The 21,137-nt window shown below is 63.3% G+C and carries 24 protein-coding genes; 18 read left to right on the forward strand and 6 right to left on the reverse strand.

The genetic code is table 11. From position 1 onward, the window contains the following. Positions 1-124 precede the first annotated feature (124 nt). Positions 125-1,039, reverse strand: coding sequence for a LysR family transcriptional regulator (locus tag UP06_RS08890; RefSeq protein ID WP_045002148.1), 915 nt, complete (start codon positions 1,037-1,039; stop codon positions 125-127). A gap of 159 nt (positions 1,040-1,198) precedes the next feature. Between UP06_RS08890 and UP06_RS08895 the strand changes: the two genes are divergently transcribed. The 7 genes from UP06_RS08895 (at position 1,199) to UP06_RS08925 (ending at position 6,932) form a co-directional block, all read left to right on the forward strand. After that, positions 1,199-2,164: an agmatinase gene (locus tag UP06_RS08895; RefSeq protein ID WP_045002149.1), complete on the forward strand. Its 966-nt coding sequence runs from the start codon at positions 1,199-1,201 to the stop codon at positions 2,162-2,164. Between the two features lie 44 nt (positions 2,165-2,208). Continuing rightward, positions 2,209-3,066 carry a transporter substrate-binding domain-containing protein gene (locus UP06_RS08900; protein ID WP_045002150.1) on the forward strand — a complete coding sequence of 286 codons (858 nt, stop codon included), beginning with the start codon at positions 2,209-2,211 and terminating at the stop codon, positions 3,064-3,066. Positions 3,067-3,133: 67 nt separating this feature from the next. Then, a complete protein-coding gene (locus UP06_RS08905) occupies positions 3,134-3,793 on the forward strand; it encodes an amino acid ABC transporter permease (RefSeq protein WP_045002151.1) in 660 nt (219 codons plus the stop codon). Positions 3,794-3,797: 4 nt separating this feature from the next. Beyond that, complete coding sequence (locus tag UP06_RS08910) at positions 3,798-4,517, forward strand: amino acid ABC transporter permease (RefSeq protein WP_045002152.1); 720 nt, start codon at positions 3,798-3,800, stop codon at positions 4,515-4,517. Continuing rightward, a complete protein-coding gene (locus UP06_RS08915; RefSeq protein WP_045002153.1) occupies positions 4,517-5,335 on the forward strand; it encodes an amino acid ABC transporter ATP-binding protein in 819 nt (272 codons plus the stop codon). The genes UP06_RS08910 and UP06_RS08915 overlap by 1 nt, the downstream gene beginning before the upstream one ends. A 5-nt stretch (positions 5,336-5,340) precedes the next feature. Beyond that, entirely contained in the window at positions 5,341-6,309 is a 969-nt protein-coding gene (locus UP06_RS08920; protein ID WP_045002154.1) for an arginase family protein, read from the forward strand. Between the two features lie 11 nt (positions 6,310-6,320). Then, on the forward strand, positions 6,321-6,932 hold the full coding sequence (locus UP06_RS08925) for a DUF1989 domain-containing protein (protein ID WP_045002155.1): 612 nt from the start codon (positions 6,321-6,323) through the stop codon (positions 6,930-6,932). 9 nt (positions 6,933-6,941) lie between these two features. Here UP06_RS08925 and UP06_RS08930 read toward each other — a convergent pair whose 3' ends face one another. Then, complete coding sequence (locus UP06_RS08930) at positions 6,942-8,165, reverse strand: polyhydroxyalkanoate depolymerase (RefSeq protein WP_082078694.1); 1,224 nt, start codon at positions 8,163-8,165, stop codon at positions 6,942-6,944. A 182-nt stretch (positions 8,166-8,347) separates the two neighbouring features. Here UP06_RS08930 and UP06_RS08935 point away from each other — a divergent pair, with 182 nt between their 5' ends. Continuing rightward, complete coding sequence (locus UP06_RS08935) at positions 8,348-9,004, forward strand: glutathione S-transferase family protein (RefSeq protein ID WP_045002156.1); 657 nt, start codon at positions 8,348-8,350, stop codon at positions 9,002-9,004. Positions 9,005-9,272: 268 nt separating this feature from the next. On the opposite strand, the gene UP06_RS08940 is transcribed toward UP06_RS08935, so the two are convergent. Next, a complete protein-coding gene (locus tag UP06_RS08940; protein ID WP_045002157.1) occupies positions 9,273-9,497 on the reverse strand; it encodes a hypothetical protein in 225 nt (74 codons plus the stop codon). Between the two features lie 183 nt (positions 9,498-9,680). Between UP06_RS08940 and UP06_RS08945 the strand changes: the two genes are divergently transcribed. From UP06_RS08945 to UP06_RS08975, 7 genes are all read left to right on the forward strand, one after another. Further along, on the forward strand, positions 9,681-10,034 hold the full coding sequence (locus UP06_RS08945; protein WP_045002158.1) for a hypothetical protein: 354 nt from the start codon (positions 9,681-9,683) through the stop codon (positions 10,032-10,034). 74 nt (positions 10,035-10,108) lie between these two features. Next, positions 10,109-10,942: an AraC family transcriptional regulator gene (locus UP06_RS08950; RefSeq protein WP_045002159.1), complete on the forward strand. Its 834-nt coding sequence runs from the start codon at positions 10,109-10,111 to the stop codon at positions 10,940-10,942. 137 nt (positions 10,943-11,079) lie between these two features. Beyond that, positions 11,080-12,006 carry an SMP-30/gluconolactonase/LRE family protein gene (locus UP06_RS08955; protein WP_045002160.1) on the forward strand — a complete coding sequence of 309 codons (927 nt, stop codon included), beginning with the start codon at positions 11,080-11,082 and terminating at the stop codon, positions 12,004-12,006. A gap of 110 nt (positions 12,007-12,116) precedes the next feature. Beyond that, positions 12,117-12,710 (forward strand): GNAT family N-acetyltransferase, encoded by a 594-nt coding sequence (locus tag UP06_RS08960; protein WP_045002161.1) that lies wholly within the window; start codon positions 12,117-12,119, stop codon positions 12,708-12,710. Between the two features lie 16 nt (positions 12,711-12,726). Then, the gene (locus UP06_RS08965) at positions 12,727-14,373 is read left to right on the forward strand and encodes a GMC family oxidoreductase (protein ID WP_045002162.1); all 1,647 of its coding nucleotides are present in this window, start codon (positions 12,727-12,729) and stop codon (positions 14,371-14,373) included. A gap of 191 nt (positions 14,374-14,564) precedes the next feature. Then, positions 14,565-14,804: a BrnT family toxin gene (locus UP06_RS08970; protein ID WP_045002163.1), complete on the forward strand. Its 240-nt coding sequence runs from the start codon at positions 14,565-14,567 to the stop codon at positions 14,802-14,804. Then, positions 14,791-15,087 (forward strand): BrnA antitoxin family protein, encoded by a 297-nt coding sequence (locus UP06_RS08975; protein ID WP_045002164.1) that lies wholly within the window; start codon positions 14,791-14,793, stop codon positions 15,085-15,087. Before UP06_RS08970 ends, UP06_RS08975 begins: the two co-directional genes overlap by 14 nt. Positions 15,088-16,033: 946 nt before the next feature. On the opposite strand, the gene UP06_RS08980 is transcribed toward UP06_RS08975, so the two are convergent. Together UP06_RS08980 and UP06_RS08985 are read right to left on the reverse strand one after the other, a co-directional pair. Further along, positions 16,034-16,876 carry an AAA family ATPase gene (locus tag UP06_RS08980; protein ID WP_045002260.1) on the reverse strand — a complete coding sequence of 281 codons (843 nt, stop codon included), beginning with the start codon at positions 16,874-16,876 and terminating at the stop codon, positions 16,034-16,036. A 93-nt stretch (positions 16,877-16,969) separates the two neighbouring features. Further along, positions 16,970-17,215 carry a GlsB/YeaQ/YmgE family stress response membrane protein gene (locus UP06_RS08985; RefSeq protein WP_045002165.1) on the reverse strand — a complete coding sequence of 82 codons (246 nt, stop codon included), beginning with the start codon at positions 17,213-17,215 and terminating at the stop codon, positions 16,970-16,972. A 123-nt stretch (positions 17,216-17,338) separates the two neighbouring features. Here UP06_RS08985 and UP06_RS08990 point away from each other — a divergent pair, with 123 nt between their 5' ends. The 3 genes from UP06_RS08990 to sseA all read left to right on the forward strand — a co-directional run bounded on the left by UP06_RS08990 (position 17,339) and on the right by sseA (position 20,040). Next, positions 17,339-18,514, forward strand: a complete 1,176-nt coding sequence (locus tag UP06_RS08990; RefSeq protein ID WP_045002166.1) for a vWA domain-containing protein — start codon at positions 17,339-17,341, stop codon at positions 18,512-18,514. Positions 18,515-18,571: 57 nt separating this feature from the next. Then, positions 18,572-18,985, forward strand: coding sequence for a rhodanese-like domain-containing protein (locus tag UP06_RS08995; protein ID WP_045002167.1), 414 nt, complete (start codon positions 18,572-18,574; stop codon positions 18,983-18,985). 206 nt (positions 18,986-19,191) lie between these two features. Then, positions 19,192-20,040: a 3-mercaptopyruvate sulfurtransferase gene (sseA, locus tag UP06_RS09000; protein WP_045002168.1), complete on the forward strand. Its 849-nt coding sequence runs from the start codon at positions 19,192-19,194 to the stop codon at positions 20,038-20,040. A 2-nt stretch (positions 20,041-20,042) separates the two neighbouring features. Here the strand turns inward: sseA and UP06_RS09005 are convergent, their stop codons facing one another. Further along, positions 20,043-20,807, reverse strand: a complete 765-nt coding sequence (locus UP06_RS09005; protein ID WP_197087147.1) for a hypothetical protein — start codon at positions 20,805-20,807, stop codon at positions 20,043-20,045. Positions 20,808-21,137: the final 330 nt, after the last annotated feature.

Genomic DNA, 21,137 nt, shown 5'->3' on the forward strand with positions numbered 1-21,137 from the left:
CGGCTCGAACGGCATGTCCACGTTCTAGTCGTCGCGCAGCGTTGGCGTCTTTCCCAAAGTCACGGTGCTTTGTCTGATATTGCTGAAGAGATTGCGGCGATGCACGCCAAGTCCGAGACTTCGCTCAGGTTGCGCTCTCTGGATCAGTCAGCAGTTTGGCCAACAGCCGGCCACTCGGTGGAAGCGGTCGGTTGATCGCCGAGATCAGCGAGAACTGGGTCGCATAGCGAAACGCCTCGGCGCCCGAGACTTCCTCCAATTGATGGATCGGTCTCAGCATCTCGACATAATGCCTCGGCAAGAAGCCGACAAACCCGCCGCCGACCAGCATTGTTGCAACCGCTTCCAGTCCGAAGGCGACAGCGTGTTGCTTGATATGGAGCCGCCGAGCGAGGTTTTGTGTGCGTCGATCGTTTGTTCGCGTCACCAGGACCACACCGCCGTCGCGCAAGGCGTCGAGCGCAAGCGGCCCGGATGCGGCCGTGTAAAGCCGGAACTCCTCGGTGAACAGCGAGACGTATTCGAGCTTGCCGTTGACAGCAGGCTGCCCGCTGATGGCGAGATGCAGCCGTCGCTCCAGCACGTCCTCGACGAGCGAACTTGGCAGGCCGATCGCAACGTTCAGGGTGACATTGGGGGCGGCAGCGCGAAACTGGGCCAGCGTGTCCGCCAACCGGCAATGCGGATTGGACAGGCAGTTGTCGGCGATGCCGATCTTCAGCTCGCCCGACAGAATGTTGCGAGCCAGATTGAGCTCGTGATGCACCATCTCAAGTGCGTCGCACGCTGCGATGCTGGCCTGTAGCGCCTTGCGGCCGAAATCGGTCAACTCGAACCCGGTCGGACCGCGAAAGCAGAGCCGGCTGCCGAGCCGCGTTTCCAGCGCCAGCAGATGCCGGCTGATGGTTGATCGCTCCATCCCGAGCTGGGTTTCTGCTGCGGTCAAGCCACCTGCTTCGGCGACGGCTCGAAAGATGCGCAACAGCCTGAGATCAGTCTCCGTGAGATGCGGAACGGGTGCTGGCGCGACGTGCTTCATGTTGCGGATCCTACAAGCATGGTTTCGGGAAACGTCATTCCGGGCGTTGTCCGGTCCACGTTACGGTTGCTGAACACCCAGGCGATGCGCAGACCGCTCGCTTGGCAGTCAGATGCCGATTTGTTCGGCAACACCAACCTGCTGTGACCTGGAGGACGTATGGCTCTGCCCCTGACGGTGCCGCCTTCGCTCAAGCACCAGAGCCTGCTCTGGTCGCCTATTTGCACCGATCTCGACGCTCTCGACGCGCACATTGCCATCCTCGGCATTCCGTTTGGCAGCGCCTACCATGCCGCCGCGATCACCAACGATCAGTCGAACGCACCCGATGCTGTCCGCTCGGTCACCGATCGCATCTGTCGCGGCCTGGAACGCTACGATTTTGACGTCGGCGGCCCGATCTACGGCGGACGTGCCTTGAAAGTGGTCGATGTCGGCAACGTGCCTGCCGACATGACCGATCTCCGCAGCCATTCCATCCGTGCTGAAGAAGCAGTAAGCAAGATCCTTGCCGCTGGCGCCATGCCCATCACCATCGGCGGCGATCACGGCATCCCGATCCCGATTTTGCGCGCCTTCAAGGGCCATGGTCCGATCACGCTGATTCAGGTCGACGCCCATATCGACTGGCGCGATGAAGTGAACGGCGTTCGCGATGGCCTCTCGAGCCCGATCCGGCGGGCCTCCGAGATGCCCCACATTGGCGAGATCTTCCAGATCGGCATTCGCTCCTCGGGCAGCGCACGGACCGAAGAGGTCGAGGCAGCGGCTGCCTACGGCTCCAACATCATTCCGGCCTTCGAGGTGCACGACAAGGGCATCGATTCAGTGCTCGAGCGGATTCCGGAAGGTGGCCAGTATTACATCACGATCGACGCCGATGGCCTCGATCCGACCGTGATGCCTGCCGTCGAGGGCCCGGCTCCGGGCGGCCTCACCTTCCATCAGGTCCGCAGGCTCATCCACGGCCTGGTGCGCAAGGGGCGAGTGGTTGGCATGGACATTGTAGAGATCACGCCGTCCATCGACGTCAACATGATCACCTGCATCACGGCCGGCCGCCTGATCGTCAATCTGATCGGCGCGGCGGTGAGGGCGAATTATTTCGACGCGCCGCCTGCCTGAGGCGGCGGCAGATTTTGCGGACATCGACAACGAAGGGATCAGCCATGCGGAAGACCAATCGCACGATATTCGGCGTTCTGGCCGGCAGTGTCTGCCTCGCACTGGTCGCGAGCCAGCAAGCGTTCGCCGAGACGACGCTGGACAAGATCAAGCGGACCGGCGAGTTGACGGTCGGCACCGAAGCGGCCTTTCCTCCTTTCGAATTCGTCAAGGATGGCAAGATCGTCGGCTATGGTTCCGATATTCTCGCCGAAGTGGTCAAGGAGTTCGGCGTCAAGAAGCTGAACCAGCTCGACCTGCCCTGGCAGGGCATCCTGCCGGGTGTGCTGGCCGGCAAGTTCGATTTTGTCGCCACCACGGTCGGCATCAACGCGGAACGCGCCAAGCGTTACGCCTATACGATGCCGATCGCCGACGGCGTGCCCTACGCCATGAAGCGCAAGGGCGACAAGCTCACCAAGGTGGAAGATCTCAACGGCAAGGTGGTCGCAACCCAGCTTGCGTCGTCGACCGAACCGGTCGCTCGTGCGCTCGATGCCAAGCTGAAGGCCGCAGGCGGGACGGGCTTCAAGGAACTGAAGCTCTTCACCGCTTTCCCCGAAAGTTACGTGGCTCTCGCCAGCGGCGAAGCCGACGCCGTGATCCAGTCGCTGCCGAGCCTTGCCGCGCTGGTCAAGGAAAAGCCTGACGTCTTCGAGCTGCTGGCGCCAACACCTCAGGACGGCGGATTCTCCTATCTCGCCTGGGTGACGCGGCCCGACGACAAGGACTTAAGGGACGCCGTTTCCGCGGTGATCCGCAAGATGCGCGACGATGGCCGCCTCGCGGCTCTCCAGAAGAAATGGTTCGGTTTCGAAATGAAGATCCCGGATCAAGACTATCTGCCGCCCGGGGCAATGTAGTCGATCGACGTGGTGACAAAGGGGTAACGGCGAGACCAGGCATCTTCCGATATGAAAGGCCCGTGCCATGGGCTTCAAGCTCGACTTTCTGCTGTCGATCCTGCCTCGTCTGATCGGTGCGGCGGCCGTGAACATTCGGCTGGCTGTCATCATCATGCTGCTCGCCCTTGCGCTCGGTACCGCGTTGACCATCGTCCGCTCGCTGAAGATCGCCGCTGTCAACGCGTGCATCGCCGTCGTCATCAGCTTTGTGCGCGGCACGCCGCTTCTGATCCAGATCTTCATCGCCTATTACGTGCTTCCGGCGGTCGGTCTCGACCTCTCGCCGGAGGTGGCGGGTGTCTCGGCCATCGCCTTCAACAGCATGGTGTTCGTCAGCGAGAGCATGCGCGGCGGTCTCGCCACCATCGATGCCGGTCAGATCGAGGCTTCGACGGCGCTCGGACTCCCGCCCTATGCCATCTGGCTTAAGGTCGTGCTGCCCCAGCTGTTCCGGCGCATCGTGCCGGTGCTGATCAACGAGGCGACGATCGTCGTGAAAGGCACCGCGCTTCTGTCGGTCATCACCGTCGTCGACGTGCTGCGCACGGCACAGCAGATCGCCAGCGCCAGCTATCGGCCGTTCGAGACCATGATCGGTTCGGCACTGGTCTTCCTCGTGATCAATCTCGTCATCAGCCTGTCCGGCAGAGTGGCGGAAAGCCGCTTCGCTACGGCGCGGGCCTGAAGCGATGCATTTCGATCCCGCAGTTCTGGTCGACTACTGGCCGCTGCTCTTGCAGGGTGCGTGGCTGACCCTCCAGGTCTCGGTTGCGGCGCTCGTGATGGGCTATGTCGCGGGGATTACGGTTGCCTTGATCGCACTCGTGCCGGGTTGGTTGCCGCAACTCGTCACCGGTTTCTACGTCGAAGTCCTGCGCAACATTCCCTTCATCATCATTCTCTTCGTCGTCTATTACGGATTGCCGTTTGGGGGCATCCGACTGCCGGCGACCCTGGTCGGGACCGCGGCACTCGCGCTGTTCGCCAGCGCCTATTACGCCGAAATCGTGCGCGCTGCGATCCTCGCCTTGCCGCGCGGCCAGTTCGAAAGCGCGCGCGCCATCGGCATGTCGCCAATGAGTGCGATGTGGCACGTGGTCGCGCCGCAGATCCTGCGCGCCCTGGTGCCGCCGTCTACCAACATGACGCTGACCATGATGAAGGAGTCGGCCGTCCTTTCATCCATCACGGTGCCGGAGCTCACCTACCAGAGCCTCGTGGTGCAGGGAAACACCTTTGCCCCGTTCGAAGTGTTCGCGGCGGTCGCGTCGATCTACTGGCTTATGGCAGTCGTCATCGCGGAAATATCCAGGCGGCTGGAACGCAGGGTTGGAGCCGTGCAGGCCGAAGCCGTCAGCCGTAACCGGATCGCCGACCGCTACCTCTCTCTGGTTGCCAGGAGGACGTGATGAGCGCGACGCCCGTCCTCCGCGTCTCGGCGCTGACCAAGCGCTTTCACGGCGTCATCGCGCTCGATCAGGTGTATCTCGATGTGCATGCGGGCGAGATCGTCGCGCTGATCGGCCCGAGTGGATGCGGCAAGAGCACATTGTTGCGCTGCCTGACCTGGCTCGAACAGCCGGACGACGGCTTCATCGAGGTGGCGGGCAAGCCGTTGGGGCGCGAACTGACGCCGGGCGGCGTCGTGCGCCACCAGAGCCGCCGCCAGATCGACGCCCTGCGTCCGCAGGTCGGCATCGTCTTTCAGCAATTTAATCTCTGGCCGCATATGACGGCGCTGGAGAACGTAGTGCGCCCGCAGACGGTGGTGCTGGGTCGGCCGCGGGCCGAGGCGATCCGGCGCGGCGAAGAACTGCTGACGCGGCTTGGTCTTGCAGACCGGATGGACCGCCATCCGCACGCGCTCTCCGGAGGGCAGAAGCAACGGGTGGCCATCGCCCGCGCGCTGGCGATGGATCCGGCCCTGATGCTGTTCGACGAGCCGACCTCGGCACTCGATCCGGAATTGGTGGGCGAAGTGCTCGCCGTGCTGCGTTCACTGGCAGAGATCGGGATGACGATGCTGGTCGTCACGCATGAAATCGGCTTTGCCGCCAACGTCGCCGATCGCATCGCCTTCATGGATCAGGGCCGGATCCTCGAGGAGGGGCCGGCGCGGGACATCATCGCCGCGCCGAAAGAACCGCGCCTGCGAAATTTTATCGATCTGGTGATGGCAAACCGCCGCCACGACAATCCCGGTACGACAATCGACACAACGGAGTAAGAGCCATGTCCCGCGTCAACCGGCCCTATGTCGGCATTCCCTCGTTCCTGCGGTCGCGCATCTGCGAGGACCTGTCGCAGCTCGACGCCGCCATTGCCGTGCTCGGGGTGCCGTTCGACGAAGGCTCGCCCTTCATGCCCGGCAGCCGCTTCGCGCCGCGCGCGCTACGTGAGCATTCCCTGCGCTTCTATGGCAGCGGCAAAGGCTATTACGACCCCGAGACGCGGCGCGAATATCTCGTCGAAGAAATGTCGCAGCGCCTGATCGCCGACGTGGGCGATGTCGACATTCATCCGGCCAATGCGCCTCGCACCTTCGAGAACATCACGGCCATGGTACGCGGGATCCTCGAGCGCGGCGCGCTGCCGGTGGTGCTCGGCGGCGATCATTCGATCACCTATCCGATCTTCCGTGCCTTCGACGAGAAGCTGCATGTCATCCACTTCGACGCCCACACCGACTACGCGCCGTTCGAAAATGATCTGACCATCACCAACAGTCATGCGTTTCGTCACATCGCGGCGATGGAGAATGCGCTGAGCCTGACCCAGGTCGGCATCCGCAGCCTGCGCCACTCGCCGGCGCAGGTGGAGGATGTCATTGCTGCAGGCAACCGCGTCATTCCGATGGGCGAGTTCCGTCGGATCGGCCCCCAAGGGGTCGCCGATCTCTTGCCTGCGGGCTCACGGGTGTATGTCAGCATCGACGTCGACGCGATGGACATGTCGCTGGTTCCAGGCTGCGTTTCGGCCGAGCCCAATGGACTGACGTATCCCGAACTGCGCGACAGCCTGAAGGCGATTGCCGAGAGGCACGATATCGCGGGCTTCGACTTCGTCGAGGTCAATCCGCCACTCGACGTCGGCACCGGCGTCACCGCCTATCTCGGCGCGCTGACCGTCATCGAATTTCTGGGGCATATCTGTGCTCAGCCGCGCTGGGCAGCCCGCCGCAGCGCCCGTCTCGTCGCTTGAAGGAGGACATCATGAATGGAACGCTCGACGTCATTCCGGCCACGCACGGCAAGGCGGTTCAGCTGGGCAAGGGGCAGGCCGTCCAAATCATCAACACCCATGGCTCGCAGGTCGTGGACACCTGGGCGTTCTGCATCGAAGATCTCGGACACTACATGTCGATGGAGCATACAAGGGTCGAGAACGGCCGGTTGATGCCGGCCGCCGGCCAGACGCTCTTCACCAACAAGCGGGAGCCGATCCTGGTGCTGGAGCAAGACACATCGCCCGGCATCCATGACACCCTGATGGCGGCGTGCGACCGTTGGCGCTATGAGCATCTCGGCTGCACGGACTATCACCGCAACTGCGCCGACAACATGGTCGAGGCTCTGGACGAGATCGGCGTGAAGGCAGGCCATGTGCCGCAGCCGCTCAATCTCTTCATGAACATTCCGGTCAACGGCGATCTCAGCCTGACGCAGGGCGAGCCCGTCAGCAGGCCTGGCGACTATGTGGTGCTGCGAGCTGTCCGGGATTGCTACGTGGTCTTCTCGGCCTGCCCGCAGGACATCACGCCGATCAACGGCGCCGGACGCAAGCCGACAGCCGCGCATATCCGACAGATGGCCGTCGAAGCGTGACGCCGCGTATCACGAATTGACGTGCACGAAATCCCGCAGCAGCGGATAGATCTCGTTATTCCAGCGCTTGCCCGAGAACACGCCGTAATGGCCGACGCCGGCCTGCATGTGGTGTACCCGGCGATAGGCGCGCACGCTGGTGCAGAGGTCCTGGGCGGCGAGCGTCTGGCCGATCGAGCAGATGTCGTCCTTCTCGCCTTCGACCGTCATCAGGCCCATGCGGCTGACGGCCTTGGTGTCGACGGGACGGCCCCGATGCATCAGCTTGCCCTGCGGCAGCAGATGCTCCTGGAACACGTCGCGCACGGTCTCGATGTAGAACTCCGCCGGGAGGTCCATCACCGCAAAATATTCGTCGTAGAAGGTCTTGATGCTGGCGGCCTTCTCCTTCTCGCCTTTTGCAATGTGATTGGCGAGATCCATGTGCTGCTTGATGTGGCGCTCGAGATTCATCGAGACGAAGGCGGTGAGCTGCACAAAGCCCGGATAGACTTTCCGCAGCGCGCCACGGCACTGCATCGGCACGTAGTTGATCAGGTTCTGCTCGAACCAGTCGATCGGCCTGCTCTTGGCGAACTCGTTGACCCTGGTTGGCTGGATGCGCGTATCGATCGGCCCTGCCATCAGCGTCAGCGTCGCCGGACGCGACGGATGATTGCCCTCGCACATGATCGCAGCGGCCGCGAGCGCCGACACCGACGGCTGGCAGATCGCAACCATATGCGGGCGCGGGCCCAATTGTCCGAGAAAGTCGATGAGGTGCTCGGTGTAATCGTCGAGCCCGAAACGGCCCTCGCTGCGGGGAATGTCGCGCGGATTGTGCCAGTCGGTGATGTAGACGTCGTGGTCCTGGAGCAGCGTCTTCACGGTGCCACGCAGAAGCGTTGCGAAATGGCCCGACATCGGCGCCACCAGCAACATGCGCGGCTGCTCGCCCACGCCTTCCTTCTTGAAACGCAGCAGCGAGCCGAACGGCGTCGCGTAGGCAACCTCCTCGGTGACCGCGACTTCGCGGTTTCCGACCATGACGCTGTCGATGCCATAGGCCGGGCGATGATAGGTGAGCGTGGAGCGCGAGATCAGCTCCAGCGCTGCCGAAAGCCGCCCAACGACCTGATCCGACATGCCCTGGGGCACCAGATGGAGGAATTTGAGCGCGGACGAGGCTCCCGCCCGCCACGGCGCCGTCAGATCCATCTGGTTCTGAAAGGCCTGATAAAACATCGACATCATACTGAACTGCCCACCTGTCCCATGGTGCCATGCAATATCGAAGCCAAAGTGGAGTCAAATCGCCCTCAAAATTGGCACATCGCTTGCTCCTGAAGCGGTGTGAGTCCACGGGGAAGCACAGGTAATGGGCACATCCGCAGGCCGGGCGGGGTGCAGGTCACAGGCGTGAGGGAATGGGCCATATGGCGAAAGCGACACTCACCATCAGCAGCAAGAACTATTCGTCCTGGTCGCTGCGTGGCTGGCTGCTGACGAAGTTTTCCGGGCTCGATTTCGAGGAGATCGTCACCGCACCGGACGACGCGTCGGCACGCGCCGAGATACTGCTGCTGTCGTCCTCGATCCTGGTGCCGTGCCTGCGGCACGACGGCGCCACGGTCTGGGATACGCTGGCAATCGGCGAATATCTCAACGAGGCGATGCTGGATGCCGGGCTATTGCCCGCGGATCGCGTCCAGCGCGCCCATTGCCGCTCGATTTGCGGCGAAATCCATTCCGGCTTCACCACGCTGCGCGCCTCGCTGCCGGTCAATCTGAAGGGGCATTTCCCCGGCTTCAAGATCTGGTCGCGCGCCCAGGCCGACATCGACCGGGTCTGGGCGATCTGGAGTGACTGCCTGGAGAAGTCCGGCGGTCCGTTCCTGTTCGGTGAAAAGCGTACCATGGCGGATGCGATGTACGCCCCCGTGGTGACGCGCTTCGTGACCTATGACGTCAAGCTCGAGCCGCGGCTGAAGGCCTATGCCGATACCATCATGGCCATGCCCGAGATGAAGGAATGGATCGCGGCGGCCAAGGACGAGCCGGCCGAGATCGAGGAGCTCGAGGTCGAATATTAGGCAGGCGCGCGCCGTCCTGCCCGTTTCGGCGGCGGAATTGAGGGCATGCACACCCGTTTCAGGAATTAACGTTTGGTGCTGTCGACAAGCCCGAGCCCGCCCGCGCGTCTCGCAGATATGGTACGCGCGAGCAGGGCAGTGCCGACATCTAGCCGTGAACAGGCGTGGACAGAGCTAAACGGCTGATTCGGACGCGATTCGTTCGAACCGCGTTCCGAAGGTTAAGACGGCGCGCGGCGCCGTTGCATTTTGAGACAGAAGCGAGCCTTCAGGCCACCCCGGTGTGCTTCATGCGCGGCAGGCGCCAGCCGATCACGGTTGCTTCCACCGCCACGCCGGCCGCGTCGTTCTGCCAGCGTCCCTCGACATAACGGCATGCGAACGGCAGCTGATACGTTCCGCTATGGTCCTCGCACAGCACCTCGACCCGTTGACCGGGCGGTGGTTCTCCGGCGCCATCGAATTCCGCCAGACGTCTGTCGCGCGTTGCCATTCCAAAAATCTCCCCTAAACAAAGCCGCGGAAAGAGCGCCCACTTCTTCCGCGTGCGGTTCACTGCTCCCCGTCCAAGGGAACACGCCAAGCTCAACGCGAGAATGCGGTACGAGTGTGGTAGCGTTGGCAAGCTCTGCGCGTTCCGCGCAAATTGCCGTGATTAATTTGACGAGGAACCTGAATGCCGCGCCGGTCCGCTACCGTTTGTTTCGCGATGTTACCGCTCGTCGCGCTGGCGCAAGCGCCAGTGCGCGCGCAGGACGTGCCCGGCATCGAGATCTGTACGGTCGAAAAGACCATGGAGCGGCGTACGAGCTGCCTCCAGAGCAACGTCGATTTCCTCCAGAAGACGGTCACGAAGCTTAACCTCGATCACCAGCAGAAGCTGGATGCGGCCAACCGCCAGATCGACGCGTTGAAGGTGACGCTTGCCGGCTTGCAGAAGACGCTCGGCGATCTCCAGGCCGCGCAGGCGAAGACGGCGGAGGATGTGAAGAAGAAGCAGGACGCGCCGCCGGCGAAGGATGCGAAGTAGGGGCTGACCGCAACGCCGATCAAGCGAGGCCTCTCGCGTTCGCCTAAACCGGCCTTGCTTCGAACGAGGGCCATATGAACCCAGCCCAGCGCGCGCTCTGGTACATCGAGAGCCATCTGGCCGAGCCGATGACGCTCGACGAGATCGCTGCGATCGGCGGCGTGTCGCGCTTCCACATGGTGCGCGCGTTTGCCGCAGCCACCGGCCATCCGGTGATGCGCTACGTGCGCATGCGACGGCTGACGGAGGCGGCGCGCAGCCTCGCCAAGGGCGCGCCGGACATTCTGTCGCTGGCGCTGGAGGCGGATTACGGCTCGCACGAAGCATTCACCCGCGCGTTCCGCGACCAATTTGGCGCGACACCCGAAGCGGTAAGGGCGGCAACGCGCCTCGACAAACTCAAGCTTCAGGAACCGATCCTCATGGACTCCACCATGCTCGACCATCTGGCAGCCCCGCGTTTCGAAACCGCAAAGGCCTTCCTCGTCGCCGGCCTCGCTGAGCGCATCTCCTGCGACAATGGCGCCGCCATCCCCGGGATGTGGGCGCGCTTCCATCAGGAGGTCGCAGGCATCCCCGCGCGGATCGGCAATGTCGCCTACGGCGTCTGTCATAACGGTGATGATGCCGGCAATTTCGATTATATCGCCGGTGCTGAGGTCTCCGACTTTTCCGAGCTGCCGCGCGGCCTGGGACGCGTCCGCATCTCCGAGCAGCGCTATGCGGTGTTCACCCACACCGACCACGTCGCCTCGATCCGTCGCACCGTCAACACGATCTGGAATCAATGGTTGCCCGCATCTGGCTTGAAAGCCGCGGACGCGCCGAATTTCGAGCGCTATGCAGAAAAATTCGATCCCGCCACAGGCAATGGCGGCTTCGAGATTTGGGTGCCGGTGAAGGAGTAGGGCAGCGCAACGCTGGCATACCTCCCCGCTTGCTTGGCAAGCGGAAGCGACTTTGTCATAACCGCAGGCAAATCTTGCGTGCGAGGCCCGTGCCGGACATCCCGCGCAAGCCATAACAAGCAGCCGGGAGGGCCTCCATGTCCAACGTTCGCGTTCTCGCCACCGACCTCGAATTTCCCGAAGGGCCGGTTGTGATGCCGGACGGCTCGGTCGTGCTGGTGGAAATCCGCGGCCAGCGTCTGACCCGCGTTTATCCCGACGGCCGCAAGGAGATTGTCGCCAAGGTCCCGGGCGGCCCGAATGGTGCGGCGCTCGGGCCCGACGGCAAGATCTATATCTGCAACAATGGCGGCTTCTCCTGGCATCCGGCCGGCAAGATGATCATGCCGGGACCGCAGCCGGATGATTATCTCGGCGGGTCGATCCAGCGCGTCGATCTGCAATCGGGCAAGATCGAGACCGTCGTGACCAAATGCGGCGAGCATGATCTGCGCGGGCCAAATGATTTGGTGTTCGACAAGCACGGCGGCCTCTGGTTCTCCGATCTCGGCAAACGCCGCGCGCGCGAGATGGATGTCGGCGGCATGTACTATCTCAAGCCCGGCATGAAGGAGATCGTCGAGGTCGTGCATGGCGTGCTGCCTGCCAATGGCATCGGGCTGTCGCCGGACGAGAACACCGTCTACATCGCGGAAACGCCGACGGGGCGGCTCTGGGCCTACGAGCTCTCCGCGCCCGGCACGCTCAAGCCGCGTGAGGTGATCTATCGCGGCGAGCGCGGAAATCCGATCTGCGGCCTCGGCGGCTACCAGATGTTCGACTCGCTTGCGGTGGAGGCCAACGGCAATGTCTGCGTCGCCACGCTAGTTTCCGGCTGCATCTCGGTGATCGCCCCCGACGGCACCCTGGTTGAGCAGGTCCCGACCGGCGACCGCGTCACCACCAACATCGCCTTCGGCGGCCCCGAGCTGAAGACCGCCTACATCACGCTGTCCGGCAAGGGCGAGCTGATCGCCATGGACTGGCCGCGCGGCGGATTGCCGTTGAATTTTTTGAACAAGTGAGCCAAGTCGTCATTGCGAGGAGCGGAGCGACGAAGCAATCCAGACTACCTCCGCGGTAAGACTCTGGATTGCTTCGCTTCGCTCGCAATGACAACAGAGAGAGACTTCAAATGCCCTGGCCTGATCCCATCACCCTGCGTGGACAGCACGCCCGTCTCGAGCCGCTGTCGCATCAGCACCGCGAGGGGCTGGTGGAGGCCGTGAAGGACGGCGAGCTCTCCACGATCTGGTACACCGCGATTCCGACGCCTGAGAACATGGCGAAGGAAATCGACCGCCGGCTCGGTCTTCAGGCCGCGGGCTCGATGCTGCCGTTCACCGTGTTCGACGCCGGCGGCAACATCGTGGGCATGACGACCTACATGAACATCGATGCCGCAAACCGCCGCGTCGAGATCGGCTCGACCTGGTATGGCAAGAGCGCACAGCGCGGACCGCTCAACACGCAGTGCAAGATTCTGCTGCTCACCCACGCGTTCGAAACTCTGAACTGCATCGCGGTGGAATTCCGCACGCATTTCTTCAACCATCAGAGCCGCCGCGCCATCGAGCGCCTCGGGGCCAAGCAGGACGGCATTCTGCGCAGCCATCAGGTGACGCCGAACGGCACGCTGCGCGACACGGTTGTCTACAGCATCACCGCGGCCGAATGGCCGACGGTGCGAACGCATTTGAACTATCAACTCAACGACAAGCCGCGCTAAAGGCGGCCGGGGTACCATGGATAGATTTGATTATGTGATCGTCGGTGCGGGCTCCGCCGGTTGCGTGCTCACCAGCCGGCTGAGTGAAGATCCCTCGACCAGCGTTTGTGTGCTCGAGGCGGGCCCGAGCGACTGGCATCCCTACATCCATCTGCCGGCGGGTTTCATCAAGACCTTCCACATGAAGAGCATCAACTGGGCCTACCAGCAGGAGGTTGGGCCCTGGACCGGCGGGCGCAGCATCTACGCGCCGCGCGGCAAGACGCTCGGCGGCTCGTCCTCTATCAACGGCCACATCTACAACCGCGGCCAGCGGATGGATTTCGACACCTGGGCGCAGATGGGCAATCGCGGCTGGGGCTATGCCGACGTGCTGCCCTACTTCCGTCGGCTGGAGAAGCGGGTCGGCGAGGGCGAAGACATTTATCGCGGTCGCGACGGCAACCTCACCGTCACGACGATGAATTGGCGCGATCCGCTTTGCGAAGCCTTCATGGAAGGCGCGGTCTCGCTCGGCATTCCCCGCAATCCCGATTACAACGGCGCGAAGCAGGAAGGCGTCTCCTACTGCCAGCGCACCATCGACAAGGGCTTGCGTGTCTCCGGCTCGACCGCGTTCCTGAAGCCCGCAATGAAGCGGCCCAACGTGCATGTGCACACGCATGCGCATGCGACCGAGATCATCTTCGAGGGCAAGCGCGCCGTCGGCGTGCGCTACATGAAGGGCGGCAGCGGCGGCACGCCGGTCGAAGTGCGCGCCAACAAGGAAGTGATCCTCTCCGGCGGCACCTATAATTCGCCGCAGCTGCTCCAGCTCTCCGGAATCGGCTCGCCCGATCTGCTCGGCGCCCACGGCATCGCCGTGCGTCACGCGCTGCCGGTCGGCGAAGGCCTCCAGGACCATTACGCGCCGCGCACGGTGGCGCGCGTCAAAGACATCAGGACCATCAACGAGCTCCGCCGCGGCTTCTCGCTGTGGATCGAGGCGCTGAAATGGGCGACCGCGCGCAAAGGCCTGCTTTCGCTGTCGCCGACCATGGTCTATTGCTTCTGGCACTCCGGCGAAAGCGCCGACAGCTCCGACCTGCAGCTTACGTTCACGCCGGCGAGCTACAAGGAAGGCGTGCAGGGCCAGCTCGAGGACGAGCCCGGCATGACGGTCGCCTCCTGGCAGCAGCGCCCCGAGAGCCGCGGCTATGTCCGCATACGCTCCAATGATCCGTTCGCACCGCCGATCATCCAGACCAATTATCTCGACGCCGAGCTCGACCGCCGCGTCATCGTCGGTGGCATGAAGCTCGCGCGCAGGCTCCTGAAGTCCGCACCGCTGTCGCCCTATTACGCTTATGAGGATTTCCCGGGCCCGAACATCAACACCGACGACGAGTTCCTGGCGGCAGCCACCGAACGCGGCACCACCACCTTCCACCCCGGCTGCACCTGCCGCATGGGCCCGGCCGATTCCACCTGGGCGGTGGTCGACGACCAGCTCCGCGTCCATGGGTTGGAGGGGCTGCGCGTGATCGATGCGTCGGTCATGCCGCGCATGATCTCGGCGAACCTCAACGCATCCACGATGATGATCGCCGACCGCGCCTCGGATCTCATCCGCGGCAAGCAGCCGATGGAATCCGCGCGCGTGCCGGATGCAGCGGTGGCGTGAGGGGCGCAACTGCGCAGGGTGGGTTAGCCCCGCGACTGCGCGAAGCGCAGTTCGCGCGGCGTAACCCACCGCTTCTCTCGACGCGGAAACGAAAGAGGTGGGTTACGCTGACGCTAACCCACCCTACGGTCTTCTTATTCTGTAGCTACAAAATATTGACGGCCGGATAAATCGTAGCGACATTATAGTCGATGAAAATCGTCCGGGATGAACCGAAGCGGCTCGCCAACCTCGACAAGCACGGGTTGGATTTTGCCGATCTCGACGAAACGTTTCCGTCGCATAACAGAAGCCAGCGCTGGGTTGCGACCGGCGTGAGTACCCGTGGTGTCATTGTTGTTGCGTTCGCCCGGTTGGGGCGCGAGGGCATCAGCGTCATCAGCATGCGCCCCGCAAGCCGTAGCGAAAGGAAACTCTATGCCAAACGCTAAAAAGAAGTCGGGCTACACCAAAAAAGACTTGCACGATGTCAGCGACAATCCGGAACTGACAAAGGCAGATTTCGCTAAGGCGCGCCCGTTTTCTGAAGCCTTCCCCGACCTCAGCGCATCCATTCGCAATGGCCGCGGCCCGAACAAGTCGCCGACAAAGAAGCTGGTCTCTTTACGCCTAAGCCAGGACGTGATCACGCATTTCAAGTCGACCGGGCCAGGCTGGCAATCGCGGATCGACGAGACCTTGCGCAAGGCGGTGAAGCGTAAGGCGTCGGCGTGATGACAGTCCCGTAGCCCGGATGGAGCGCAGCGCAATCCGGGACGACTGCATCGGCCCGCACGCCATGCCCCGGATTTCGCTGCGCTCCATCCGGGCTACGATTTGCAGTCGCATTTGAATTGTCCCGACGGGCAAAACACTTCGCGCGCCGTCAATTCCTCCCCACAAAAATATTCCACTTTACCGAAATTCGGAATTGCGGCATAAGTCGAAACAGCCCGGCCCACGAAGAGGGGCGGTTCGCGAGTCGTTCGAAACGCGGGCCGGGTTGCGGTGGACGCGGCAGCGTCGGCACGAGAGGTGCGGGCAGGGCGGGTAGTCCCTGTGAGTCCGCGGCCGCGTGTAGACGGACGGCGCTGAGCGCGTACGGCAAAACCGTGTGGTCCTGGCCGTCGTTGCTACGGTCAAGCCTTTCGCGGAGATGTGCGCGAGCCCAACCGGGCAGACGGCATTGTCAATTCGCGGGGTGAGGGAGGCCAGAAGGAATTCGGCTCCCGGGAGAGCACGGCATAAGCCGTCCGACCATCGCGCAGGGAAGGCCGTGTGTTCGGCCGCACCTGTATGCCGCTGTGCAGTCCTTTTGCGCTATCTACGCACAGCGGACCGTGGGTGCCAAGCCGGCACCCGGCCTTCCCTGCGCCCTCTTTTTTTGGCGGGCGAGGAATGAGCAAAGCTCGGGCGAAATGCGCCGCGAGGATGCGAAGGTGTGTCTGCGATTGCACGCTCACTGTCATCGCCCGCGAAGGCGGGCGATCCAGTACTCCGAGACAGTAGTGGTTCAGCCGAGAAGTCGCGGCGTACTGGATTCCCCGCCTTCGCGGGGAATGACACCGGTGGCTGGAGCGAGAGCGCGTAGGATGGGTAGAGCGAAGCGAAACCATCAGCTCCAACATCGCGGGAACAGTTTGATGGGTTTCGCTCCGCTCTACCCATCCTACAAGGCTTCTTACACTTCCCGTCGGCTCAAGAACGCCAGCCGCTCGAACAAATGCACGTCCTGCTCGTTCTTCAGCAGGGCACCGTGCAGCGGCGGAATGAGCTTGCGCGGGTCGCGCTCCCGCAGTTGTTCGACGGTCATGTCTTCGTTGAGCAGCAGCTTCAGCCAGTCAAGCAGCTCTGACGTCGATGGCTTCTTCTTCAACCCGGGCACCTCGCGCACCTCGAAGAAGATCCGCAGCGCTTCCTCGACCAGGCGCTTCTTGATGCCGGGGAAGTGGACGTCGACGATGCGGCCCATGGTGTCGGCGTCGGGGAACTTGATGTAGTGGAAGAAGCAGCGGCGGAGAAAAGCGTCCGGCAGCTCCTTCTCGTTGTTGGAGGTGATCATCATGATCGGGCGCTGCTTCGCCTTGATCGTCTCGCCGGTCTCGTAGACATGGAATTCCATGCGGTCGAGCTCGAGCAAGAGGTCGTTCGGGAATTCGATGTCGGCCTTGTCGATCTCGTCGATCAAGAGCACCGGGCGCTGCTCGGCGGCGAAGGCGTCCCACAGCTTGCCGCGCTTGATGTAGTTCTTGATGTCGGACACGCGGGCATCGCCGAGCTGGCTGTCGCGCAGGCGCGACACCGCGTCGTATTCATAGAGGCCCTGCTGCGCCTTGGTGGTGGACTTGATGTGCCAGGTCAGAAGCGGCGCGTTCAGCGCCTTCGCCACTTCCTCGGCCAGCACCGTCTTGCCGGTACCGGGCTCGCCCTTGATCAGCAGCGGGCGCTCCAGCACGATCGAGGCGTTGACGGCGACCTTGAGATCGTCGGTCGCAACATAGTCCTTGGTGCCGGTAAATTTCATTGCGCGTCCTTGTTGGTCGTCGTCCCAGGCATCGCCCTGGTCCAACAAAAGGAACGGCCGCTCATGGCGGCCGTTCCTGGTTCGGTCAGGCTTTCAGACCCGTTTTATCAGCGAAAGGATGACCAGCACAATCACCGCGCCGATCGTGGCGTCCAGGATCGAACCCAGCGTGCCCGTGGCCAGCGCGATGCCAAGCTGCGGCAGCACCCAGCCCGCGACCAGCGCGCCGATGATACCGACAACGATGTTGCCGAGCAGGCCAAATCCCGCGCCATGGACAATTTTACCGGCGAGCCAGCCGGCGATGGCGCCGATGATGAGTGCTGCGAGAATTCCCATTGCGAACGTCCCTAAAACAACCCCTTGAGGCCGCCAATTCTAGAGCAAAAAGCCGCCCGGTCCAGCGCCCGGCGCTGGTCTCGGCCCCTTGACGTCGGCCACCCGACGGGCAATCTGTCACCCATGTTCCTGCAATTCTTTACGTCTCTGCGCGATGCGCAGGTCCCCGTGACGCTGCGCGAATACCTCACGTTGATGGAGGCGCTCGACGCCGACCTCGCGGACTACACGGTCGAGAACTTCTACTATCTGTCGCGCACCTCGCTGGTGAAGGACGAGCGCAACCTCGACAAGTTCGACCGCGTCTTTGGCACCGTGTTCAAGGGGCTGGAAAGCCTGCTCGACGCCATGGAGGGGGCCGAGATCCCCGAGGAGTGGCTGAAAAAGCTCGCCGAAAAATACCTCACCGAGGAAGAGAAGAAGCAGATCGAGGCCATGGGCTGGGACAAGCTCATGGAGACCCTGAAGAAGCGGCTCGAGGAGCAGAAGGGCCGGCACCAGGGCGGCTCGAAGTGGATCGGCACGGCTGGCACGTCGCCGTTCGGCGCGCACGGTTATAATCCCGAAGGTGTCCGCATCGGCCAGGAGAAGAACCGCAACAATCGCGCCGTGAAGGTGTGGGACAAGCGCGAGTTCAAGGATCTCGACGGCAATGTCGAGCTCGGTATCCGCAACATCAAGGTGGCGCTGCGCCGCCTGCGCAAGTTTGCGCGCACCGGCGCGCCGGATGAGCTCGATCTCGACAACACGATCAAGGAGACCGCCAACCACGGCTATCTGGACGTGGTCATGCGCCCCGAGCGGCGCAACGCGGTCAAGCTCTTGGTGTTCTTCGACATCGGCGGCTCGATGGATTCGCATATCGAGCAGGTCGAGGAGCTGTTCTCGGCGGCGAAGAGCGAGTTCAAGCACATGGAGTATTTCTACTTCCACAATTGCCTCTATGAGGGCGTGTGGAAGCAGAACAAGCGCCGCTTCACCGACCGCACGCCGACCTGGGACGTGCTGCACAAATACCCGCACGACTACAAGGTCGTGTTCGTCGGCGATGCCTCGATGTCGCCCTACGAGATCATGGTGCCGGGCGGCTCGGTCGAGCATGTCAACGAGGAGCCGGGCTCGATCTGGCTCGACCGCATCATTCGCACCTATCCGCATTCGGTGTGGCTCAATCCGGTCGCTCAGAAGCACTGGGACTATTCGGAATCCACCACCATCATCAAACGCATCTTCGCCAACCGCATGTACCCGATCACGATCGAGGGGCTCGAGGGGGCGATGAAGGAATTGACGCACTAGCTGCACGCGCCGTCAGTCCGGACGGCCGCGCCAGCCGCCGACAAGAGGGAGAAGCACTTGCCCCAAAACATCACCCGCGGCATCAAGGCGCTGATCGACGAGGCCAATGCCGAGATCGAGACGCTCACCGCCAAGGACGCCATCGAGATTTCCAAGAACGGCGACGTCGTCATCGTCGACATTCGCGATCCCCGTGAGATCGAGCGCGACGGCCGCATCCCCGGCGCGTTCGCCTGCACGCGCGGCATGCTGGAATTCTGGATCGATCCGCAGAGCCCGTATGCCAAGCCGGTGTTCCAGGAAGACAAGAAGTTCGTGTTCCACTGCGCCGGCGGCCTGCGTTCGGCACTCGCTGCCAAGACAGCGCAGGACATGGGCCTGAAACCCGTCGCCCACATCGCCGGCGGCTACGCCGCCTGGCGCGACGCCGGTGGTCCGGTGGAGCAGTGGGAGCCGAAGAAGAAGGGGTGAGGGGTGTTTCGCTGTTGCTCCAATCTCCGGCGTCAATCCCCGCGAAAGCGGGGAATCCAGTACGCCGCGGCCTCTCCGCTCGATCACAACCGCCTCTGGAATACTGGATCGCCCGGCCAAGCCGGGAGATGACAGTGGAGTTTGATGCGCACTGCCTCAATCTCCCTCGTGCTACGCACGCCCCGGACTGACAAGAAAGACCTCGCATGACCGATCCCCTCGTTTCCACCGACTGGCTCGCCGCCCACATCAACGACGCCAACGTCAAGGTGCTCGACGCCAGCTTCAAGCTGCCGGGTGTGCTGCCGCTGCCGAAGGACGACTATCTCGCCGCGCATCTGCCGGGCGCTGTGTTCTTCGACGTCGATGCCGTGTCGGATCATTCCAACCCGCTGCCGCACATGTTTCCGAGCGCCGAGCAGTTCGGCCGTGACGTCGGCCAACTCGGCATCTCCAATGCCGACACCGTCGTCCTCTACGATGCCGGCGGCTGGGTCGCTGCGCCCCGCGCGTGGTGGATGTTCCTGTCCTACGGCCACAGCAATGTGAGCATCCTCAATGGCGGCCTGAAGAAGTGGCGCGCTGAGGGACGCGCGACCGAGAGCGGCGAAGTGAAGCCGAAGCCGCAGACCTTCAAGGCGAGCTATGACGCCAAGCGGGTGCGCAGCATGCAGCAGCTGATCGCCAACGTCGAAAGCCGCGCCGAGCAGGTGATCGACGCACGACCGGCCGAGCGTTTCGAGGGCCGCGCAGCTGAGCCGCGCGCCGGCATCCGCTCCGGTCACATCCCCGGCGCACGCAATGTGCCCTACGCCGGCCTGTTCAATGCTGCGACCGGCGAGATGAAGCCGCTTGATGATCTCCGCGCCGCGTTCACCGGCGCGGGCGTGAAGCTCGATGCGCCGATCGTGACGAGCTGTGGCTCGGGCGTCTCGGCCGGCGTGCTGACGCTCGCGCTGTATCGCCTGGGCGTCGCCGATACCGCACTCTATGACGGCTCATGGTCGGAATGGGGCCAGGAAAAAGGTCCGCCGATCGCGACCGGACCGGCGTAAGCTTATTGGCGCGTGCGCGCGGTCGTTGCGGCGAGCGCGGGCAGCGGCTGCCCGAACGGATCGAGCTGCTGAACCGGCGGAGGCGGACGCCTCACGATGCGGCGGTGCTTCTTCACCCGATGTGCGCGCGGCTTGGTCGCCTGGCTCGCGGGTGCAACGTTATCGGCCTTGGCCTTCGCCGGCGGATCCTTCCAGGCTGTGGTCGCGGGATCGTTCAGCGCGGCGACCTTGGCGTTCGCGATGTCGAGTGCGGACGAAACCTGGGCTGCACTGGTGTCGGCCGGCGTCGGCTCGCTCGCGGTCGTGGTTGGCGCGGTCGTGATCGGCGCGGGCTTGGCCTCGGCGACGGATGCGGTGGTGTCGGTCGGAGTGAGTGTATCGGTCGGCGTCGGAGCCGCGGCCTCAACCCTGGCCGGTTCGGCAGCCGGTGCAGCGGTATCAGCGACCTGTGGCTCCGGCGGAACGCTGGCCTCGGTTGTCACCGCGGCGATCTGCTCGGGCTCGCTCGCCGGCAGGGAAACGGTCGGAACCTGGTCGCGTAGCGTCGGCTCCGTTGCCTCTGGCTCCGCGCGCAACGCCGCGAGCACCGGCTGGGCCGGTTCCGACGCCTGTGCAAACACCTGCTCCTGCGGGCCGTTCCGCCAGGACGGATTGCTGACATACTGCTCATGGGTTGCCCGCAGCAGCGCGGCGGCGCCTAGGCCGAACACCAGGATGGAAGTTGACAGCAAGATCGCGGCAAGCAGGAAGCGAAAGCCGGGAAGCATTGACGGGTTACGAATTTCCGCCCCGGCGGCGTGTGGCCAGGGCCCATGAGCCATCTGAACGCGGTGACGGTACTGATTGCCGCGTTCGCCGCGCGGGGATCCGGAGCTTCAAAGCGATGGCGAATCAGGCTGATTCGACCATATCGCAAGGCCTCCGCGCCGTTCCGTAAAAAATCGGGGCCAAAGACTCCGGCAATCTACGGCGCCATGCGATTTCCGCCCCGTGATGCAACGGAGCAACGGTGCGCATTCACATCACAAATCGCCAAATCGGCCCAATTCGGCCTGTCATGTCTTGAATGTGCCGCTATCTTCGGTCATCTGGCCGTT

The organism is Bradyrhizobium sp. LTSP857, assembly GCF_000938285.1.
Taxonomy (GTDB): domain Bacteria; phylum Pseudomonadota; class Alphaproteobacteria; order Rhizobiales; family Xanthobacteraceae; genus Bradyrhizobium.

Excerpts from the sequence above, each read along its gene's own strand:
- UP06_RS08950 (WP_045002159.1), top strand. The coding sequence starts at position 10,109 with ATGAACCCAGCCCAGCGCGCGCTCTGGTACATCGAGAGCCATCTGGCC.
- UP06_RS08900 (WP_045002150.1), top strand. The coding sequence starts at position 2,209 with ATGCGGAAGACCAATCGCACGATATTCGGCGTTCTGGCCGGCAGTGTC.
- UP06_RS08895 (WP_045002149.1), top strand. The coding sequence starts at position 1,199 with ATGGCTCTGCCCCTGACGGTGCCGCCTTCGCTCAAGCACCAGAGCCTG.
- UP06_RS08960 (WP_045002161.1), top strand. The coding sequence starts at position 12,117 with ATGCCCTGGCCTGATCCCATCACCCTGCGTGGACAGCACGCCCGTCTC.
- UP06_RS08970 (WP_045002163.1), top strand. The coding sequence starts at position 14,565 with ATGAAAATCGTCCGGGATGAACCGAAGCGGCTCGCCAACCTCGACAAG.
- sseA (WP_045002168.1), top strand. The coding sequence starts at position 19,192 with ATGACCGATCCCCTCGTTTCCACCGACTGGCTCGCCGCCCACATCAAC.
- UP06_RS08915 (WP_045002153.1), top strand. The coding sequence starts at position 4,517 with ATGAGCGCGACGCCCGTCCTCCGCGTCTCGGCGCTGACCAAGCGCTTT.
- UP06_RS08935 (WP_045002156.1), top strand. The coding sequence starts at position 8,348 with ATGGCGAAAGCGACACTCACCATCAGCAGCAAGAACTATTCGTCCTGG.
- UP06_RS09005 (WP_197087147.1), bottom strand. The coding sequence starts at position 20,807 with ATGCTTCCCGGCTTTCGCTTCCTGCTTGCCGCGATCTTGCTGTCAACT.
- UP06_RS08920 (WP_045002154.1), top strand. The coding sequence starts at position 5,341 with ATGTCCCGCGTCAACCGGCCCTATGTCGGCATTCCCTCGTTCCTGCGG.
- UP06_RS08940 (WP_045002157.1), bottom strand. The coding sequence starts at position 9,497 with ATGGCAACGCGCGACAGACGTCTGGCGGAATTCGATGGCGCCGGAGAA.
- UP06_RS08905 (WP_045002151.1), top strand. The coding sequence starts at position 3,134 with ATGGGCTTCAAGCTCGACTTTCTGCTGTCGATCCTGCCTCGTCTGATC.
- UP06_RS08990 (WP_045002166.1), top strand. The coding sequence starts at position 17,339 with ATGTTCCTGCAATTCTTTACGTCTCTGCGCGATGCGCAGGTCCCCGTG.
- UP06_RS08955 (WP_045002160.1), top strand. The coding sequence starts at position 11,080 with ATGTCCAACGTTCGCGTTCTCGCCACCGACCTCGAATTTCCCGAAGGG.
- UP06_RS08945 (WP_045002158.1), top strand. The coding sequence starts at position 9,681 with ATGCCGCGCCGGTCCGCTACCGTTTGTTTCGCGATGTTACCGCTCGTC.
- UP06_RS08925 (WP_045002155.1), top strand. The coding sequence starts at position 6,321 with ATGAATGGAACGCTCGACGTCATTCCGGCCACGCACGGCAAGGCGGTT.
- UP06_RS08985 (WP_045002165.1), bottom strand. The coding sequence starts at position 17,215 with ATGGGAATTCTCGCAGCACTCATCATCGGCGCCATCGCCGGCTGGCTC.
- UP06_RS08910 (WP_045002152.1), top strand. The coding sequence starts at position 3,798 with ATGCATTTCGATCCCGCAGTTCTGGTCGACTACTGGCCGCTGCTCTTG.
- UP06_RS08975 (WP_045002164.1), top strand. The coding sequence starts at position 14,791 with ATGCCAAACGCTAAAAAGAAGTCGGGCTACACCAAAAAAGACTTGCAC.
- UP06_RS08980 (WP_045002260.1), bottom strand. The coding sequence starts at position 16,876 with ATGAAATTTACCGGCACCAAGGACTATGTTGCGACCGACGATCTCAAG.
- UP06_RS08965 (WP_045002162.1), top strand. The coding sequence starts at position 12,727 with ATGGATAGATTTGATTATGTGATCGTCGGTGCGGGCTCCGCCGGTTGC.
- UP06_RS08890 (WP_045002148.1), bottom strand. The coding sequence starts at position 1,039 with ATGAAGCACGTCGCGCCAGCACCCGTTCCGCATCTCACGGAGACTGAT.
- UP06_RS08930 (WP_082078694.1), bottom strand. The coding sequence starts at position 8,165 with ATGATGTCGATGTTTTATCAGGCCTTTCAGAACCAGATGGATCTGACG.